The sequence below is a fragment of the Lactobacillus sp. W8174 genome (genome assembly GCF_016100975.1).
Lineage (GTDB): Bacteria > Bacillota > Bacilli > Lactobacillales > Lactobacillaceae > Lactobacillus > Lactobacillus juensis.
In genome coordinates, this window is the sequence record NZ_JACFRN010000005.1 from 19,098 (window position 1) to 35,086 (window position 15,989).

The window sequence follows — 15,989 nt, forward strand, 5'->3', positions numbered from 1 at the left end:
TACTTAATAATAATTTTAATTCGTGTTACCGGCTGTTAGTTCTCCTCTTTGAGCAAACTCAACATAAAGCTTATTGCCATATGAGGATAGTCCTTCAATTTCACGTCTAACATTCAAATGGTGGGTCTTCTTAAATGTGCCATCTTTATCAACTTTAAAGATGTAATCATTGAAGCCAACATAGAATTGACTGTGCTTTTGATCATAAGTGAATCCTTGGACTGGAGAATGATTACTTACAAAACTGCCTTTTGTGGCACCAACTTCAACTGGAGTCCAGGTGTCACCGCTGCGGGTAACTTTCCAATATTCGTAATAACCGTGGCCTCCATTATGGAACAGGCAATACATTGTATTGTCACCCGCAAATGTAGCATTGTGAATATATCTTGGACTACCATAATTAGAAATTCTAAAGGTCCAAATTTGATTAATCTTCATGTCTGACTTACGGATTTGTAAAATTTCTTCAGAAGCATCCGAATTGCTTGAGGTATTATTATTAGCAATTACGTAAACATATTTAGATGATGAACCAATAGCCTGACCATGTCCTAATTTAATATAAGGACTAACTTTAATATGTGATGCATATTTCTTAAAAGTTGACCAGTTTAGAGCTAATAAGTTTTGTGCCTTAAACTTATTGATGTGTTTTAAGTCATAAGAAACTAAGTGACCGTTTTGCGCTTTACTAGAGTTAAAGACTGCAACAGTAAAGTTTGAACCATGTACAGTGATTCCTTCTGGAATAACACCTACTTGGCCCATTTTGTCGCCAGCCTTGTGATAGTCAAGACTTACAAACCGAGGCTGGAACAACTTAGTTTTTAACGTTAACCCATTAGCTCTAAAAGTATTGGATCTGGTTTCTGGGGTATAGTGATGAGCCGCATTCCAATTTCTGGATGAAGACTTGGAACTACCCTTCCAAGTCGTAACTTCCTTTGGACCCTTTTTAGGAGTTTTATTGGCTGCTGCGATACCTTCGTTCTTATCAGAGCGAACTGTTACAGCAACACTAGCCTTAGCCTTGCCATAACTGTAATTAACAGTTGTTTTTCCTGGTGTGCCCGAATTAATCTTAGATTTGGATACATTAACTTTACTTGCGTCAACAGCTGTTCCGGCACTATCAGTCACATAATTAATCGCATCTTTAGTATTAAAAGAATACCGATTATTTTGTACTAAACTAACTTTGTTAGCTACTGAAATCTTATTTCTGGCAAAAAAGTTTTGGTTAACCCAGCCAACTGTACGACCATCAACAATTATTTTCCAAAACTTGCCCTTTTTAGTATTTATTGACTTTTTAGACTGAATCTGAGCGTGTTTGAAATACTTTGTCGAAGTAAATTTTCCAGATGGTCCTTTCTTTGAAGCATGATGATAAACTGCATAATTGCCATTACCAGCTATCTTAGTGACAGCCTTATGATAACTTTTAGCAGAAATGTATGAATTATTACTCCCAACAAATAAACCAACTGCGGCTATCGTTCCAGCAACCAGCAGCGTGTTTTTAAATCTTTTTTTCATTAAAGCTTACAACCCCTTCTTTTATAATATAATAACAGTTTTGCACTTTTTCAGGCATAAATCAATAATTACCGCCGTTATAAAAAATAAACTACTTTTTATTAGATTTTTAGAATCATTTAAGCTAAAATAATAAAATTGTTATCTTAAATAAGGGAGTAGTTTCATGGGTGAAACACCAAACAATTCTAAAAAGATGATGTGGACAACGCTTGCTACTATGGCTTTTTCTATAGTATGGAGCTTCGGCAACGTTGTTAACGGATTTATATATTTTGATGGTACAAAGGTAATATTCAGCTGGATTGTTATTTTCCTGCTTTTCTTTATTCCTTATGCCTTAATGGTTGGTGAACTAGGATCTGTTTTTAAAGATTCTGAAGGCGGCGTAGCCTCTTGGATTAACGCCACCATTGGACCTAAATGGGCTTATTATGCTGGCTGGACCTTTTGGGCCGTTCACGTAGTTTACATTTCCAGTAAAGGTACAGGTGGCTTGAGAGGCATGGCCTGGGGTATATTTGGAAATACAAACTGGTATGACAGTCTGCCAACAGCTTGGACACAATTAGCTACACTAGTAGTCTTTTTATTCTTTTGCTGGGTAGCCAGTCGGGGAATTCCAGTAATCAAAACTTTGTCAACAATCGCTGGTACTTCAATGTTCATCATGTCAATCTTATTTATTATCATGATGTTTGCGGCTCCAATGATTAATCCGCACGCTACTTTCAATACTGTAAACTGGAATTGGCAAAACTTTGTGCCAGATTTTAACATTAAGTATTTTACTTCTCTTTCTATTTTGGTATTTGCTGTTGGTGGAGCGGAGAAGATTTCACCATATGTGAATAAATTGAAAAATCCTTCAAAGAATTTTCCGAAAGCTATGTTGGGCTTAGCCGGAATGGTAATGATTTCTGCTATTTTGGGCACAATAGCTTTAGCATTAATGTTTGATCCAAAAACCGTTAACGGTAATTTGAATGAATACATTTCAAACGGGCCTTACATTGCCTTTCAAAAATTGGGTGAATACTACGGAGTTGGTGGATTATTCCTCTACATTTATGCCTGGTGCAATGTGATCGGTCAATTTTCCGCACTGGTTATAAGTATTGATGCTCCTCTTAGAATGCTGTTAGGAGGCAAAGAAGCTAAAGACTTCATTCCTAAAAAGCTCTTAAAAGTTAATAAGCATGGTGCTTACATTAACGGTATTTGGATGATTGTTATTCTTTCTGGTGGAATTATAGCACTTCAAGCCGTTATGCCTGATGCACAAGCAGTAATGGCACAGTTGGTCAAGCTTAATTCGATTGTGATGCCTATGCGTTATCTATGGGTTTTTATTGCATATTTGGCTTTACGAAAACAACATGAAAAGTTCCATAACGGTTTTGACAACTACCAAATGACCAAGCACCAATGGTTAGCATATTTAGCTGGTCTTTGGGGATTGGCTGTTACTATTGCATGCTGTTTAATGGGTATGTACTCATCTGATCCATTTACATTATGTCTAAATATCGCTACCCCTGTAGTTTTACTGCTACTTGGTTTGATTATGCCGACTATCAGACGACATCAAGAAGAAAAGTAATAATTTAAAAAATCGCCTTGCTTAAGGCGGTTTTTTCTTTACCAAAAATGCTAAACTATAACTAAATAATAAAGGAGATGAGAACTTTGCCGGATTTTCATAATGATGCTGAAAACTTATTGCGTAATCATCACTTAAAAGCCACTAAGCCCCGTTTAAAAATATTAGAATACTTAATGGCACATCATAATCATCCTACTGCGGCCACAATCTTTTCAGCAATTAGTGGTGATGAACCTACTTATCGTGCTACGGTTTACAATACTCTAAACAAATTAGTTGATGCCGGAATTGTGATTGAAATAAAAAATGGCGATGATTCTCTGCACTACGATTACTTTGTCAAACCACACTTTCATATTATCTGTAAAAAATGTGGCAAAATTGCTGACGTTTATTATCCTGATTTTGACTCAATTGAAAACCGCATGAGAACAGAAGCAGAAAAGCAAACTGATTTTATTACATCTTCTAGTCATGTTGAAATATACGGTACCTGTCCAGACTGCCAAAAGAAAGAAAAAAAGAGCTGAGGCTCTTTTCTTTGTTATAAATAATTTATTGGTAACTTTCTTTAACCCAATTTATTTTACCATTTGCTTTTTGCTAACTGACGCAATTTTTCATCTATATGCTGGTAATTTGAGAACCAATGCAGATCAATACAAGCTTTTTATTCTGTACTAAAAGTAAGTTACTTCAGATGAATGTGACAAAATAAAAATTAATTCTACTCTTCTTAATGAATCTCTTTTAGTCATGATATTTTTGAATTTATAACTATTAATTACATTATAATTTTCATTTTTAAATTTTGTGGGTTACTTAATATAGTATAAATCGCTAAATTCTTTATTTTTATTTTGCAAGGCAAGTTGCGGTGTTTTCCAATAAATTTGATCAGTTGCTATTGAGGCACCGCTTGCAGCAACTAAAACTGGTTGACCCATTTCTGAATGCAGACCCAAAAATATACCATCTCCTGCTCCCTGCATCCAAGCTCGAAAATTAATCCATCTGATGCCATGAATCTTTCTGTTCATTTCTCCTGTCATTTTCCAATTTTCGGTTCTTATTTGATAGTTTTTAGACATTTCTCCATAAGTTTTATGTTCAAAAAATTTATCATCGATTCGATGCAGTTCATATTTCTCACCATTGTCAATAGTATAATTTAGGCCAATTGTCGTAGTATTCATATGCTTATTAAAATAACTATACCAGTTACCTCGCATAGCAAGTGGCATGATAAAAGACCCAGCATCACCCTGCATTTTTTGGCTCATCAACTTGGGACTGATCCTTAAATCAAAAATCTTAGTTTTACGGACATATTTGCTAATTAAATAATCCCAGTCATTTTCTTTCAAGTATTGAATCATAGTTCTAAAAGTTGTTTGTCCCAACTCTTTCATGCCATTGTTTGTATATAAATAGACAACATTATCTTGACCCACCTGTTTTAATGTATAAAGCACTTCGTGATCACCTACTTGGTAAACTACACCAAAGCTCGAAGGTACATGAGGAAAATATTCGCTATTTTTAACAGCAACAGCAAATCCATTTTCTTTTTCTTCAGTTAATGTTTTTTGCCAGTCACCGCCATATTTTTTGGCAGCATATACCGCTATGACTGTAGCCGTTTTTTTAGGATTTATGCTGGAATCAATTGCTTTACGTTTTATAGGAGCAGATTTAGTCTCAGAATCAGATTTATTGGGCTTTGATTTTACTATTTCGGGGGCAGAAGCAGACTTTGTTTGTTTTTGTTGACTACAAGCCGATAATAATAAAAGTATTAAGGACGAATAAGCCAAAAATTGCAGTATTTTTAAGTTACCTAACATTTTCAAGAATTTCATTTTTGAATTTTTAAACTCTTTCTTTAATTCTCCGATTATAATATATTATCATAAATTAGTCTGCATTATTCTTATGATAAAGATCTCTTTCAATTGTATATCGCGGGCGCTTTTTCACCTCTTTAAAAATTTTGCCAACATATTCACCAATTATGCTGATACAAATAAGTTGGACTCCGCCCAAAGCCCAAATTGAGATCATTAAGGATGACCAACCAGAAACGGTATTGCCTTTAGCGTTTTGAATAAAAGTATAAATTAACAAAATTAGTGCAATTAAGACAATTAATAAACCTAAATTCATGATTAATCTAATTGGAACTATTGAAAAAGAAGTAATCCCATCTAACGCTAAGTTAATCATTTTCCGCAAGGGGTACTTTGATTTACCAGCTACTCTTTCAGTCCGTTTGTAATACACTTTTGCTGAAGGAAAACCAATCAGTGGAACCAAACCTCGTAAAAATAAATTTCGCTCAGGATAATTTATTAAAGCAGTTACAGCCTGATGACTTAGTAAACGAAAATCTGCTGCGTCTGGTATCATTTTGACACCTAAGCAGTTCATTAGCTTATAAAATATTTTGGCAGTAATACGTTTAAAATGTGTATCAGTTTGACGATTGTTCCGCACTCCATAAACTACCTGTGCACCCTCATAATATTTAGCCACCATTTTGATAATAACATTAGGATCGTCCTGTAAATCTGAATCAATCGTTACTACCATATCTGCATCACTAACTGCAGACATACCCGCAAAAATAGCAGCCTGATGGCCAAAATTGCGACTTAGTTTTAAACCTGAAACATGTTCTTCATTGCTATACTGCTTGATCAAAAGCCAAGTTTTATCAGTACTACCATCATCGACAAAAACCACTTGACTAGTTTCTGTTATTTGATGATCTCCAATTAGTCGTTCAATTACTTTTTTAAAAATCGGCTCCGATTTGGGCAAAACTTGTTGCTCATTATAGCAAGGTACAACTATACACAATTTGCCTTTTTTCATAGTTGTACTTCCTTTTTCTCAAATTTTTGTAAAACTATTTGAATTCCAAACAAGGAATAGATAATTAGTATTGGCGTAAATTCAATTCTGTACCTACCCTGGACCTCAATAATTAACTGTGCTGCAGCGTACGCAAAAAGAATTAATATTAATAAATATGCTTTATCTGGTAATTTCTTAGAAACAAGACTAAAAGCTCCTATTAACATAAAAATCATTTCTACTGCATTAATGGAGTAGGCCAAAATTAGGAGCAGATGATAGGTCAGATGCCCGCAATTTTTGCGGGATAAGGCATAGTTTAAACTGTTAGATGGATAAGACCATAAACAATTAAATTTCCGAATAAAAAGTTTTAGCCATAGATGATTATGATTTAGGTACTGCACGTTTTCTTTTGTTACCTCTTTCTCTCTTTGTGCCATTTCCACGCGTGATTCAGCTAAGTTAAATTTTTCATCTATAAATTTTCTATAAGTGCCAGCTGACTGGTAATTTAAGCCTGTAACTAACTTCCATAAACTATCACGATTACTTAAACCATATTCATTCAAACCTGTAGCTTTCACTGCTAAACCAAATCCCGTCAAAAGCAGAAAATATGTCAAAATAAATGTAAGTAACCTTAAAAAATTATGTTTACCATTTTTTAAATCACCAATAATACTGTAAATCACTTCAAAAACTATTATTCCTGCAAGATAAATGACGCCTATAGGTCTTAAAAAATTTCCTATTGCTAAAAAAATACCAGCTAATAACCAGGTCTTAATTGAGTAATTACACATAATGAGGTACAAACTTGCTAAAAAGAACATCATAGCAATATATTGATTACTCAAGCGGTTATTTAGGCAGAACCATTCCATATTTATTGCCATTAGGAAAACACACCAGCGGCAAAAGATAATCTTTTGCCAAAGTCTTTTAGTTATGCAGTATAAAAGAATCAAAATAATTACTTGATAGAAAATATTCAGTAATTGCAAAATTCTGATATGGGTCCCCAAAAACTTAACAACCAACATTAAATAAGTTAAAAACCCAGTTTGATATGCCCATTTGGCAAAATAATTATTGTCAGTTTGATATATTGCTTTACCCTTTAATGCTTTAAGTGTTGTTTGCCAAAATGTTTCATAGTCACTTGTCTGTTGTATAGGTGTTTTATAGATCCAAAGACAACTAATCAAAACAAAGACAATAAGCAAGATTGATAAAACAATTATATTATTTCTCTCGCTTTCAGGAATTATAGCTAAAATATAACACGCAAAAGCTATTGCTAAAAAGACACAAATCATACAAAAAATTAATACTACGCTACTTTTTAGCCCCCTCATTTGATATAAAAGGAAGCAATAAGTTAAAATTCCTAGTGTCACAAGGCAGCTAAATAATAAAAAACAAATTTTTAAAATTTTAGATACCCAATTTGAAAAATTTATATTCATTTGTTCACGATTTACATTCTTCCTAAATCTAACCACATCTTTTAATTATCTGGCCAAGTCTTATCTTTAAAAATAAATACTTTACTAAACAGATAATTAGCAATAATGACAATTACGTTATCGACAATTTTTACCCAAAAAGCATTTGCGTTCATAATACCAATGCCAATCTTCAGAATTAAAAAATCTATTAATAAGCTGAGAACTCTCCAGAAGAAAAAGGAAAAAATTTCTCGAATCATTTGCTTTTTTGTACGAGAATGTGCATGAAACACATATAGTTTATTGGTAACATAGGCAAAAATGACTGACACCAGCCAAGCCACAAAGGTGGCCATCTGGTAGCCAGTCATATGTTTCCAAGTATATAAATAATTAAATAATAACAAATTAATTAAAGTAGTTAAGCCACCAAAAATCAGGTATGCGATCATCTGCCAATATTTCACAATCAAAGTTTTTATTTTCATTACTAAGTATTTTATACAATTAAAAATTAAGCAAAATAATATTTTTATATTAGGGCTAGTTATTTCAGCTTATTTTTTATGTCCTTTGCCCTAACCCAGCCATAATGAGTTTCATAGTAAAGATGATCGTTTTTGCCTAGAAAAGACATCTGTACATAGGTTCTAACCGTTTGCCCCTTATATAGTTTGCGGCTCTTAATTGGTCTTTCTTTATCGTTGTAATAGTAAGTATTTCTCTTAATTATACGTTTAACACCGTCAACAGCTACAATCGGTAAATATCGATTTTTGCCAATTTTATACATATATTTGTTTTCTTTACCATATATGCGAACTTTATCTCCCGGTAAAAGAACTTTTTTACCAGTTTTGACATAATCTAATTTTCGATGTCCCTTTTTTCCTTGATAACTGAATACACGTTCCCAATGCAAAAGTGAGCCATAATGAATTCTACTGGAAGCTGCAACATTATTTCGCATGATGCCAATGACGCATGTTATTAACGTTATAACAATTAAAAAACTGAAAATTATTCTGTGTATATTTTTTGATTCCATATTATTTTTCCTGTTTAATGTTTGAGATAATTATACTGGTAAAGAAAATGAACACATTAATGAACACATTTATATATTATTACTTCTAAATTAAATTTCTTAACTAATACTTTTTATCACTAACTATTTTGCCTGTTCCAATTGATTTGATTTTTTGACTTTCATTATCGCTGCCAGATGAACGGAATGAAGCACCTTTATACAGCAAAACCTGTTTTCTTTCAGTATCACCAACTTCAAAAGTAAAGGTGATTTTATAAACTATATTGCTGGACTTATTTGGTGCAGGACTAACAGAAATTACAGAACATGACATATCATAACTGTCAATGTCGTCATCTTCGTCATATCCTTTGTCCATTTTGCGTAACTCTTGATAACTCTTGTTTTCCGCTCCATTAACAAAAGCATCTTCATCAGGATCTTTAAAATTGTCCTCTAATATTTGCTGGGCATCTTCCTTGGCAATTAGACCATCCCACTTAGGCTCAATGGTTTTATGACTGTCATTTGCGTCATCATATTGCACATCGCCATAATTCATTTCCTGAGATTTAATAGTATTATTACCAACTTTAGCCTTAACATAAATTTTTAACTTATCGGTTACCGGATAGTCTTTAAACGTAAGTTGACCTTTTTTATTTAAAGTGCCAGCTTTTTGATCGTTTAAATAAAGAATTGCGCCTGGAGTACTCTTAACCGTAAAACTTTCAGTCCTAATTCCCATATCAACTGTGCCACTAGACCACAAGTCATAATTTGAAGTAGTCGAAAGATTCCTGCCTGAAATATTAGACTTCACTTTTATGTGGTATGTTCCGACGAACAAGCGTTTTAATTTAACACCATATTTATTATCTTGTTTTTCACTATCAAAGCTTCCTCGTTTAACATGACCAATGTATTTACCATTGATAGTTACAGAAGAACTTGAATGATTAGTGGCTACGGTTGCATAAATTGTAGGCACTCTTAATACATATCGCGGAAAAAGCAGCAAATGACGGCCAGATTGAACAAGATGAATTCTATTGAATGATGCGTCTTCTTTTAAATAATTAATTAATTCGTTAGCAGCCTTATGATGTTCTGCAAAATAAGTCTGAGTTGGTTTTAAAGCCGCATCTGTTACTTGCATGGCAGAATCGTCCGCAACAACATCTTTAGCTAATCCGGTTTTTGTATCAATTAAATCTGATTTAATTCTATTAATTTGATTTTCTTTTGAATAATGGTTTGAGCCCCAAGCATAAAATAGTGTAAAAACTGCTAAAAATGCTACACCCAATGTGAGCAAAACTTTCGTTTTCTTTTTCATGGGTTGGGCATGATAAGCTTGACGTCCTTTAGTTGAGCCCTGTTTCTTAACTGTTTGCTGATATGCTTGTCTTGACGGACTGGCATGTTTTATTGCTAATTTGAAACCGCAGTTAGGACAAAACTCAACGTTGTTCTCTAACTTTGTGCCACAATTGGGACAAAATCTTTTTTCACTCATTATTACCTACTCCTTTAACCTTATCAGCTAAAGGCTGAAAACAACTGGTTCATTAATGAATCATAAGCTGAACTATATATCAGCGAAAACAAGATTATTAGTGCAATAATGATAATAAAGAAAGAAATAATGTAACCATACATTTTGTCACGTACCGGCTTAAGATTTTCACCTAAAGTAATCACCTGAAAACCCATAAAGAAGTTAGCAATTATTAGCAAAAACAATAAAGCTGCCATTGAGCCGTTACTTGACCCTAATAACATGATAATAAACGTTAAAACAGTCAGAATTAAGTTCAAATTACTACTATGAACACCAGAATTAACAAATTCGAGCAAATTTTTGCCGCGACCATAAATAAATCTATAAGCTGCATAATAGCCACCAATAACTATCACTTCAAAAAGAATTGAGAAAAATAATAGTGCAATTGTAGCATTAAAGGCAATTCCAGAAACTGTATCTCCTAGACCAAAACCTCCCGCATTGTATCTATTAGCAACAACTTTCATTCCAAAATAAATTCCTAAAACTAGCACAATATCTTCTGCAAGGATAGTCACCCAGCCATACCAACTTTCTCCAGTAAGTTCTGAAAATGGATGTTTCCATGATGCCACACACCATTGCCAATAGTTGTTAAACTTCTCTTTTCTTGCACTACTTGACGTTTGATACTGATTATTAGCTTGTTCTTGATTTGAAATAGCAGGTTGAACGTAATTTTGCGGATTTGGTGGCGTGGCCTTAGCTTGTGCAAACTGGCTTTCAGTTTGACTAGGTTGCTCAGAAGTAGTTTGCTGATCATTCGGAGTTGTACTTTGTTTCATATGCTCCGACTCAATTTTTTCCGGAGTAATTGGTGGGTTAACATTTGGCTTAAGTTCTGATTTATTAGCTTGAGCATTGTTGATGTTACGCAAGTCCGTACCGCATTTAGTACAAAAGTTAACGTCAGCTTCCATTAAGGCACCACAATTGGGACATTTTTTCATTTATTTTCTCCTATAAATAACAAGTATTCAAATCCGGCATTTTTAACTTAAATATATCTATTATGATTATTTCTATTATATAAATGAAAGATTAATTAATATGTCTTTTTTCTACCAAAAGACCAAATACTATACTGCACACCATTACTTTAGTTAATACGTAAAACTAATTTTAAAAGCGCTATAAATTATAATAGAACTGCTGTAACGGTTTTGGAACATCATATAAAAATAATAAAAACAAAGATTATAGTGAGAGTATACTTTTCATTTATGAACATACAAAAACGGTTTAGACCAAATTTAGCATTTTTACTATTAAAAATGCTTTTTAGCTTTTTGTTTTTATACAATATTGTTATTTATTCATAATTCATAAGTGTAATTATAAAGATATAAATTAGTAAGATATAATTAACTCTAGGATTTCTAAACGTGTAATTTTATTTATTTAATTGCAAACAAAAAAGAGCTCTTCAGCTCTTATTTTAAATTATTTTGTCTAATTCATATTCATACTTACGAGTAATTCAGCTCTTTGAGCTAGATTTACATATAGCTTATTATCGCTAACTGAGATGCCCTCGATTTCTCGACCAGTATCAAATGAGTAAGTATCCTTTATTTTACCATTACGGCCGATTTTAAAAATCAAATCATTAAAGGCTAAATAAAAGTTTTTATGTTTGGGATCATAAGTAAAACCCTGGACAGGTGAATTGTTATTAACGAAGTTGCCATCCGTTTTTCCTACTAATTTAGGATACCAGTTATCTCCTTTACGAGTAAATTCCCAGTATTCATAACAATTATTTTCAGAATCATGATAAACGGTGTACATATCATAATCAGAAATCATCACGCCATTATGGAAATAGCGGTTAGTCGTGCCGTCATCAATCCACGTTTTGATTGTCCAAATTTTATTAATCTGCAAGTCACTTTTACGTATTTGAATTAATTCTTCAGAATCATTTGTGTCTTTTAAAGTATTGTCGTTGTTTAAAACATAAATGTATTTGTCACTTGAGCCCATAGCTTGGCCGTGGCCGATTGGAATATATGGACTAACTTTGATATGTTTAACGTAATTGTTAAACTTCTTTTGGGTCATATCAAGTAGGTGCTGTGCATTATATGGACTAGTTAATTTGTTCAAATCGTAACCTACAATATGACCAGACATCACATCGGTATGACTCAAAAGACTAGTATAGGCCCAACCATCAGAAACGGTTACTCCTTCTGGGATATGGCCGACACGATTAATATTATCATCTGTTGGATCTGCAACACTTAATAAAACTGGTTGATAAAACTTAGTTTTCAGTGTCAAATTACCGCTGGTTAAAGTATGTTTACTATCTTCAGGACTATACTCTGTTGGACTAACATAGTTTAAGGATGAACCATAATGAGTTTTCCAAGCTTGATAATCATTTGTGCCCGGTTGAGCTGGGAAGGAATTAAAAGTATCAGCATTAACAATCCCTTCTTTAGTGCTCTTTCTAACCGTTACTTTAACGGTGGCAGTCGCATCCCCATATGTATATTTAACTTTATATGTTTTTGGTGTACCACAATTGATACTATCTTTTGAAATAATTACTTGGCTGTTGTCAATTACTGTACCCATACTGTTAGTAACATACGAAATAGCATCTCTTGGAGAAAAGTCGTAGAACTCATTACGTACCAGGGTTACTGTCTTAGGCACAGCGATTTTGTTTCTGTCGAAATAATTTTCGTTTACATAGCCTACTTCACGTCCGTTGACATAAATTCGCCAGTAACGGTATTTTTTGGTTTCAATCAATTGATCCGACTGAATATGACTATATTGAAAATTAATACCGTCGGCTACTTTGGTATTAACTTTTCCGTCTTTAACTTCTTTCCAAACCTTATAGTTTTTATTACCGGCAACTTTTGTCATCATAGCAAAACCGGTAACAACCTGTTTTGGCTTAGGTTTAATATTATCCTGATCATCTGTGCCGTTTTGATCAGTTTGACCAGACTTATTGGCATCAGTATTATCAGAATTTGCATCAGTTGAGCTATTCGATGATTTATTACTATCATCTTGAACTGGCGGCTGAGTGCTACTGGAATCTGCCGCAACTGATGTAGTTGAAAAACCGGTATAGATCAATAGTCCGGCAACTAGAGTCAGTAAATAGGTTATTGTTTTCTTATAAAGCTTCAAAATATATCCTCCAATATTTAAGTTTACATCTAAATTATATAATAAAAACCTTATTAAAAAGAATACAATTTTAATACACTTTCATTGACAGCAAGTAATGTAAGTGATTTAATTAGCACTGTACTTGATAGAGTGCTAATTATATTTAGGAGGTAGAAAAATGCTTGTACCTACAGTTATTGAACAAACTGCACGTGGCGAACGCGCATATGACATATATTCACGTTTATTGAAAGACAGAATCATCATGCTAAGTGGTGAAATCAACGATGATATGGCAAATTCAATTATTGCACAATTACTATTTCTTGATGCTCAAGACAACACCAAGGATATTTCACTTTACATTAACTCACCAGGTGGTGTAATTACTTCTGGTTTGGCAATCATGGATACCATGAACTTTATTAAATCAGATGTTTCAACCATCGCTATTGGTATGGCAGCCTCTATGGCTTCCATTTTACTTACTAGCGGTGCAAAAGGTAAACGTTTTGCATTACCTAATTCAACGGTTCTAATTCACCAACCTTTAGGTGGTGCTCAAGGTCAGCAAACTGATATTCAAATTGCAGCCAATGAGATTCTAAAGAGCCGTGAAAAGATTAACCGGATTTTACATGAAACTACTGGTCAACCTTTAGAAAAGATTCAAAAGGATACCGAGCGCGATAACTACATGACCGCTCAGCAGGCTAAAGAATATGGTTTAATTGATGAAATCATGGTTAACCAAAAGAAATAAGCGTTAGTAATTAACTTGTAGTAAAAAGAAACCCATCTGCATGGATGAGTTTCTTTTTTATTTCTGGATGTTTTCTGCTATATCATGAATTTTTTTAAAACGATGATTGACTCCTGATTTTGATATCGGACCGTCCGGAACTTGCTGTGCTATTTCTTTGAGTGAAAGTTCTGGTTCCTCTAATCTTAGTCTAGCCAAACCCTGCAATTTTTCAGGAATATTTTCTAAGCCAATTTTACGCTCAATTAGTTCTATGTCTTCAACCTGTTTCGCAGCAGCATTTGCCGTCTTTTTTAAATTGGCTGTATCACAATTAACAAGCCGATTGACAGAATTACGCATATCACGCATAATACGCAGGTCTTCAAAAGACAACATTGCGTTTAAAGCCCCAACAATATGTAAAAAGTCACCAATTTTTTCGGCTTCTTTTAGGTATACAATGTAACCCCGTCGCCTTTTCGTACTTTTAGCATTCATATTAAAGCGATCATTCATAATCTTAAGTAAATCATCATTATGATCTTGATAAATAGAATAAATCTCTAAATGGTACCTACTAGTGCTGGGATTATTCACACTACCGCTAGCTAAAAACGCACCCCTAAGGTAGGACATTGCTCCTTCACGTGATTTAATGATTCTGTCTGGAATTCTAGTAATTAAATTTAACGTAGGCGTTAAAATTTCTAAATTATTCAGTATCTCTTTAACATGATTTTGCAATCGTACCAAGTACTGGTTATTTTTCTTAAGCTTCATTTTTCGTGAAACTATTAGTTGTGGTTCAACTTTATATGCGGTCTTTATTAAAGAAAATATCCGTCTAGCAATTGCAGGGTTTTCAGTAGTAATATCAAGGCTAAACTGATGCTCGTGAAAATTTAAAACTCCATTCATACGCAAAAAAGCAGCTAATTCTGCTTTAGCATGTTCAGGATGAATTGGCAATGAGGTCAATTCTTTTTTCACATTACTTGCATAGCTTGCCATTATTTGTTAATCCTTTCTGCGAGTCATTGCGGCATATGCCAAGTTGATGATTTCTTTAGCTACTTTCATGCCATCATGAAAAATCAAGCCACTATGTTGGTCAATAAAATCATCAGTAATCACGCGACAGCCCTGCTCACGTAACCCCTTGAAATCGTTTTTAACAGGCTCAAGGTAGGCATCATAATCTTTAGGATTAAACTTGGACATGTCTATTTTGGCACCATTGACCAATGTCGTATTAATATAGTGTCCGCCGAGATGGGCATTGATTACTCTGACGTGATCACAATCTGAAAAGTGATCCGTTTCGCCTAGCTGAGTCATGATATTGCAAATATATATTACTTCTGCTTTAGTTTTTTTGACTGCTTCCCCTAAATTAGGAATCATCAGATTAGGCAAAATTGAAGTAAACAAACTCCCCGGTCCCAAGACTACAGCATCAGCATTTTTAATTGCATCTAAAACAGGTAGTACGGCTTCTGGTTCCGACTTGGAGTTTGTATCAGTGACCCACACCCGTTTAATTCTTTTATCCTTATCAGTAATTTCTTTTTCACCAGCTTGAATGGAGCCATCAACAAACTCAGCGTTAAGCGTTAAGGGTTCATTAGAAGCTGGGAAAACATGTCCGTCCACTTTCATCATTTTAGATAAAGACTGGACAGCATCAAAAATATTTCCGTGCATTTCATTCAAAGCAGCAATAATTAAATTGCCAATGGCATGACCAGAGAAAAAGGAATCGGAAGATTCAAAACGATATTGAAAAACGTCTTTTTCTTCTTGGGAAATTTCACTTAACGATACTAAGACATTACGGATATCACCAGGTGGAACAACATTAATAAAGTTGCGAATTGAACCAGAAGACCCACCGTCATCTGATACTGTTACAATTGCTGTGATATCAGCATTTTTCTCTTTGAGTGCATTCAAAACAACAGGTAGACCTGTACCGCCACCAATAACTACAACATGAGGTCTCCTGCTTTTACTGGTATGATTTGCTTTTTCATCAAATGTCATAT

At 33.9% G+C, this 15,989-nt stretch carries 14 protein-coding genes; 3 read left to right on the forward strand and 11 right to left on the reverse strand.

Annotation, left to right across the window (positions count from 1 at the left end; genetic code table 11):
* Positions 1 to 15: 15 nt before the first annotated feature.
* A complete protein-coding gene (locus H3U49_RS07395; protein ID WP_198180811.1) occupies positions 16 to 1,542 on the reverse strand; it encodes an SH3-like domain-containing protein in 1,527 nt (508 codons plus the stop codon).
* A gap of 166 nt (positions 1,543 to 1,708) precedes the next feature.
* On the opposite strand from H3U49_RS07395, the gene H3U49_RS07400 reads away from it, so the two are divergent.
* Positions 1,709 to 3,145, forward strand: a complete 1,437-nt coding sequence (locus H3U49_RS07400) for an APC family permease (RefSeq protein ID WP_198180812.1) — start codon at positions 1,709 to 1,711, stop codon at positions 3,143 to 3,145.
* Between the two features lie 86 nt (positions 3,146 to 3,231).
* Positions 3,232 to 3,678, forward strand: a complete 447-nt coding sequence (locus H3U49_RS07405) for a Fur family transcriptional regulator (protein WP_232347653.1) — start codon at positions 3,232 to 3,234, stop codon at positions 3,676 to 3,678.
* A gap of 288 nt (positions 3,679 to 3,966) precedes the next feature.
* Here the strand turns inward: H3U49_RS07405 and H3U49_RS07410 are convergent, their stop codons facing one another.
* The 8 genes from H3U49_RS07410 to H3U49_RS07445 all read right to left on the reverse strand — a co-directional run bounded on the left by H3U49_RS07410 (position 3,967) and on the right by H3U49_RS07445 (position 13,217).
* Positions 3,967 to 5,010, reverse strand: coding sequence for a hypothetical protein (locus H3U49_RS07410; RefSeq protein ID WP_198180814.1), 1,044 nt, complete (start codon positions 5,008 to 5,010; stop codon positions 3,967 to 3,969).
* A 55-nt stretch (positions 5,011 to 5,065) separates the two neighbouring features.
* Entirely contained in the window at positions 5,066 to 6,025 is a 960-nt protein-coding gene (locus H3U49_RS07415; protein ID WP_198180815.1) for a glycosyltransferase family 2 protein, read from the reverse strand.
* The gene (locus tag H3U49_RS07420; protein WP_198180816.1) at positions 6,022 to 6,906 is read right to left on the reverse strand and encodes a hypothetical protein; all 885 of its coding nucleotides are present in this window, start codon (positions 6,904 to 6,906) and stop codon (positions 6,022 to 6,024) included. Before H3U49_RS07420 ends, H3U49_RS07415 begins: the two co-directional genes overlap by 4 nt.
* 614 nt (positions 6,907 to 7,520) lie before the next feature.
* The gene (locus tag H3U49_RS07425) at positions 7,521 to 7,949 is read right to left on the reverse strand and encodes a GtrA family protein (protein ID WP_198180817.1); all 429 of its coding nucleotides are present in this window, start codon (positions 7,947 to 7,949) and stop codon (positions 7,521 to 7,523) included.
* A 59-nt stretch (positions 7,950 to 8,008) separates the two neighbouring features.
* Positions 8,009 to 8,509 carry an SLAP domain-containing protein gene (locus tag H3U49_RS07430; protein WP_198180818.1) on the reverse strand — a complete coding sequence of 167 codons (501 nt, stop codon included), beginning with the start codon at positions 8,507 to 8,509 and terminating at the stop codon, positions 8,009 to 8,011.
* Positions 8,510 to 8,612: 103 nt separating this feature from the next.
* Positions 8,613 to 10,010, reverse strand: a complete 1,398-nt coding sequence (locus tag H3U49_RS07435; RefSeq protein ID WP_198180819.1) for a zinc ribbon domain-containing protein — start codon at positions 10,008 to 10,010, stop codon at positions 8,613 to 8,615.
* Between the two features lie 23 nt (positions 10,011 to 10,033).
* Positions 10,034 to 11,008, reverse strand: coding sequence for a zinc ribbon domain-containing protein (locus H3U49_RS07440; RefSeq protein WP_198180820.1), 975 nt, complete (start codon positions 11,006 to 11,008; stop codon positions 10,034 to 10,036).
* A 502-nt stretch (positions 11,009 to 11,510) separates the two neighbouring features.
* Complete coding sequence (locus H3U49_RS07445) at positions 11,511 to 13,217, reverse strand: SH3-like domain-containing protein (RefSeq protein WP_232347654.1); 1,707 nt, start codon at positions 13,215 to 13,217, stop codon at positions 11,511 to 11,513.
* A 160-nt stretch (positions 13,218 to 13,377) separates the two neighbouring features.
* On the opposite strand from H3U49_RS07445, the gene clpP reads away from it, so the two are divergent.
* On the forward strand, positions 13,378 to 13,962 hold the full coding sequence (gene clpP / locus H3U49_RS07450) for an ATP-dependent Clp endopeptidase proteolytic subunit ClpP (RefSeq protein ID WP_198180821.1): 585 nt from the start codon (positions 13,378 to 13,380) through the stop codon (positions 13,960 to 13,962).
* A 57-nt stretch (positions 13,963 to 14,019) separates the two neighbouring features.
* On the opposite strand, the gene whiA is transcribed toward clpP, so the two are convergent.
* On the reverse strand, positions 14,020 to 14,955 hold the full coding sequence (whiA, locus tag H3U49_RS07455; protein ID WP_198180822.1) for a DNA-binding protein WhiA: 936 nt from the start codon (positions 14,953 to 14,955) through the stop codon (positions 14,020 to 14,022).
* A 6-nt stretch (positions 14,956 to 14,961) separates the two neighbouring features.
* Positions 14,962 to 15,987 (reverse strand): gluconeogenesis factor YvcK family protein, encoded by a 1,026-nt coding sequence (gene yvcK, locus H3U49_RS07460; RefSeq protein ID WP_198180823.1) that lies wholly within the window; start codon positions 15,985 to 15,987, stop codon positions 14,962 to 14,964.
* Positions 15,988 to 15,989 lie beyond the last annotated feature (2 nt).

Excerpts from the sequence above, each read along its gene's own strand:
- H3U49_RS07415 (WP_198180815.1), bottom strand. The coding sequence starts at position 6,025 with ATGAAAAAAGGCAAATTGTGTATAGTTGTACCTTGCTATAATGAGCAA.
- whiA (WP_198180822.1), bottom strand. The coding sequence starts at position 14,955 with ATGGCAAGCTATGCAAGTAATGTGAAAAAAGAATTGACCTCATTGCCA.
- yvcK (WP_198180823.1), bottom strand. The coding sequence starts at position 15,987 with ATGACATTTGATGAAAAAGCAAATCATACCAGTAAAAGCAGGAGACCT.
- H3U49_RS07410 (WP_198180814.1), bottom strand. The coding sequence starts at position 5,010 with ATGAAATTCTTGAAAATGTTAGGTAACTTAAAAATACTGCAATTTTTG.
- H3U49_RS07440 (WP_198180820.1), bottom strand. The coding sequence starts at position 11,008 with ATGAAAAAATGTCCCAATTGTGGTGCCTTAATGGAAGCTGACGTTAAC.
- H3U49_RS07400 (WP_198180812.1), top strand. The coding sequence starts at position 1,709 with ATGGGTGAAACACCAAACAATTCTAAAAAGATGATGTGGACAACGCTT.
- H3U49_RS07420 (WP_198180816.1), bottom strand. The coding sequence starts at position 6,906 with ATGGCAATAAATATGGAATGGTTCTGCCTAAATAACCGCTTGAGTAAT.
- clpP (WP_198180821.1), top strand. The coding sequence starts at position 13,378 with ATGCTTGTACCTACAGTTATTGAACAAACTGCACGTGGCGAACGCGCA.
- H3U49_RS07430 (WP_198180818.1), bottom strand. The coding sequence starts at position 8,509 with ATGGAATCAAAAAATATACACAGAATAATTTTCAGTTTTTTAATTGTT.
- H3U49_RS07395 (WP_198180811.1), bottom strand. The coding sequence starts at position 1,542 with ATGAAAAAAAGATTTAAAAACACGCTGCTGGTTGCTGGAACGATAGCC.
- H3U49_RS07425 (WP_198180817.1), bottom strand. The coding sequence starts at position 7,949 with ATGAAAATAAAAACTTTGATTGTGAAATATTGGCAGATGATCGCATAC.
- H3U49_RS07435 (WP_198180819.1), bottom strand. The coding sequence starts at position 10,010 with ATGAGTGAAAAAAGATTTTGTCCCAATTGTGGCACAAAGTTAGAGAAC.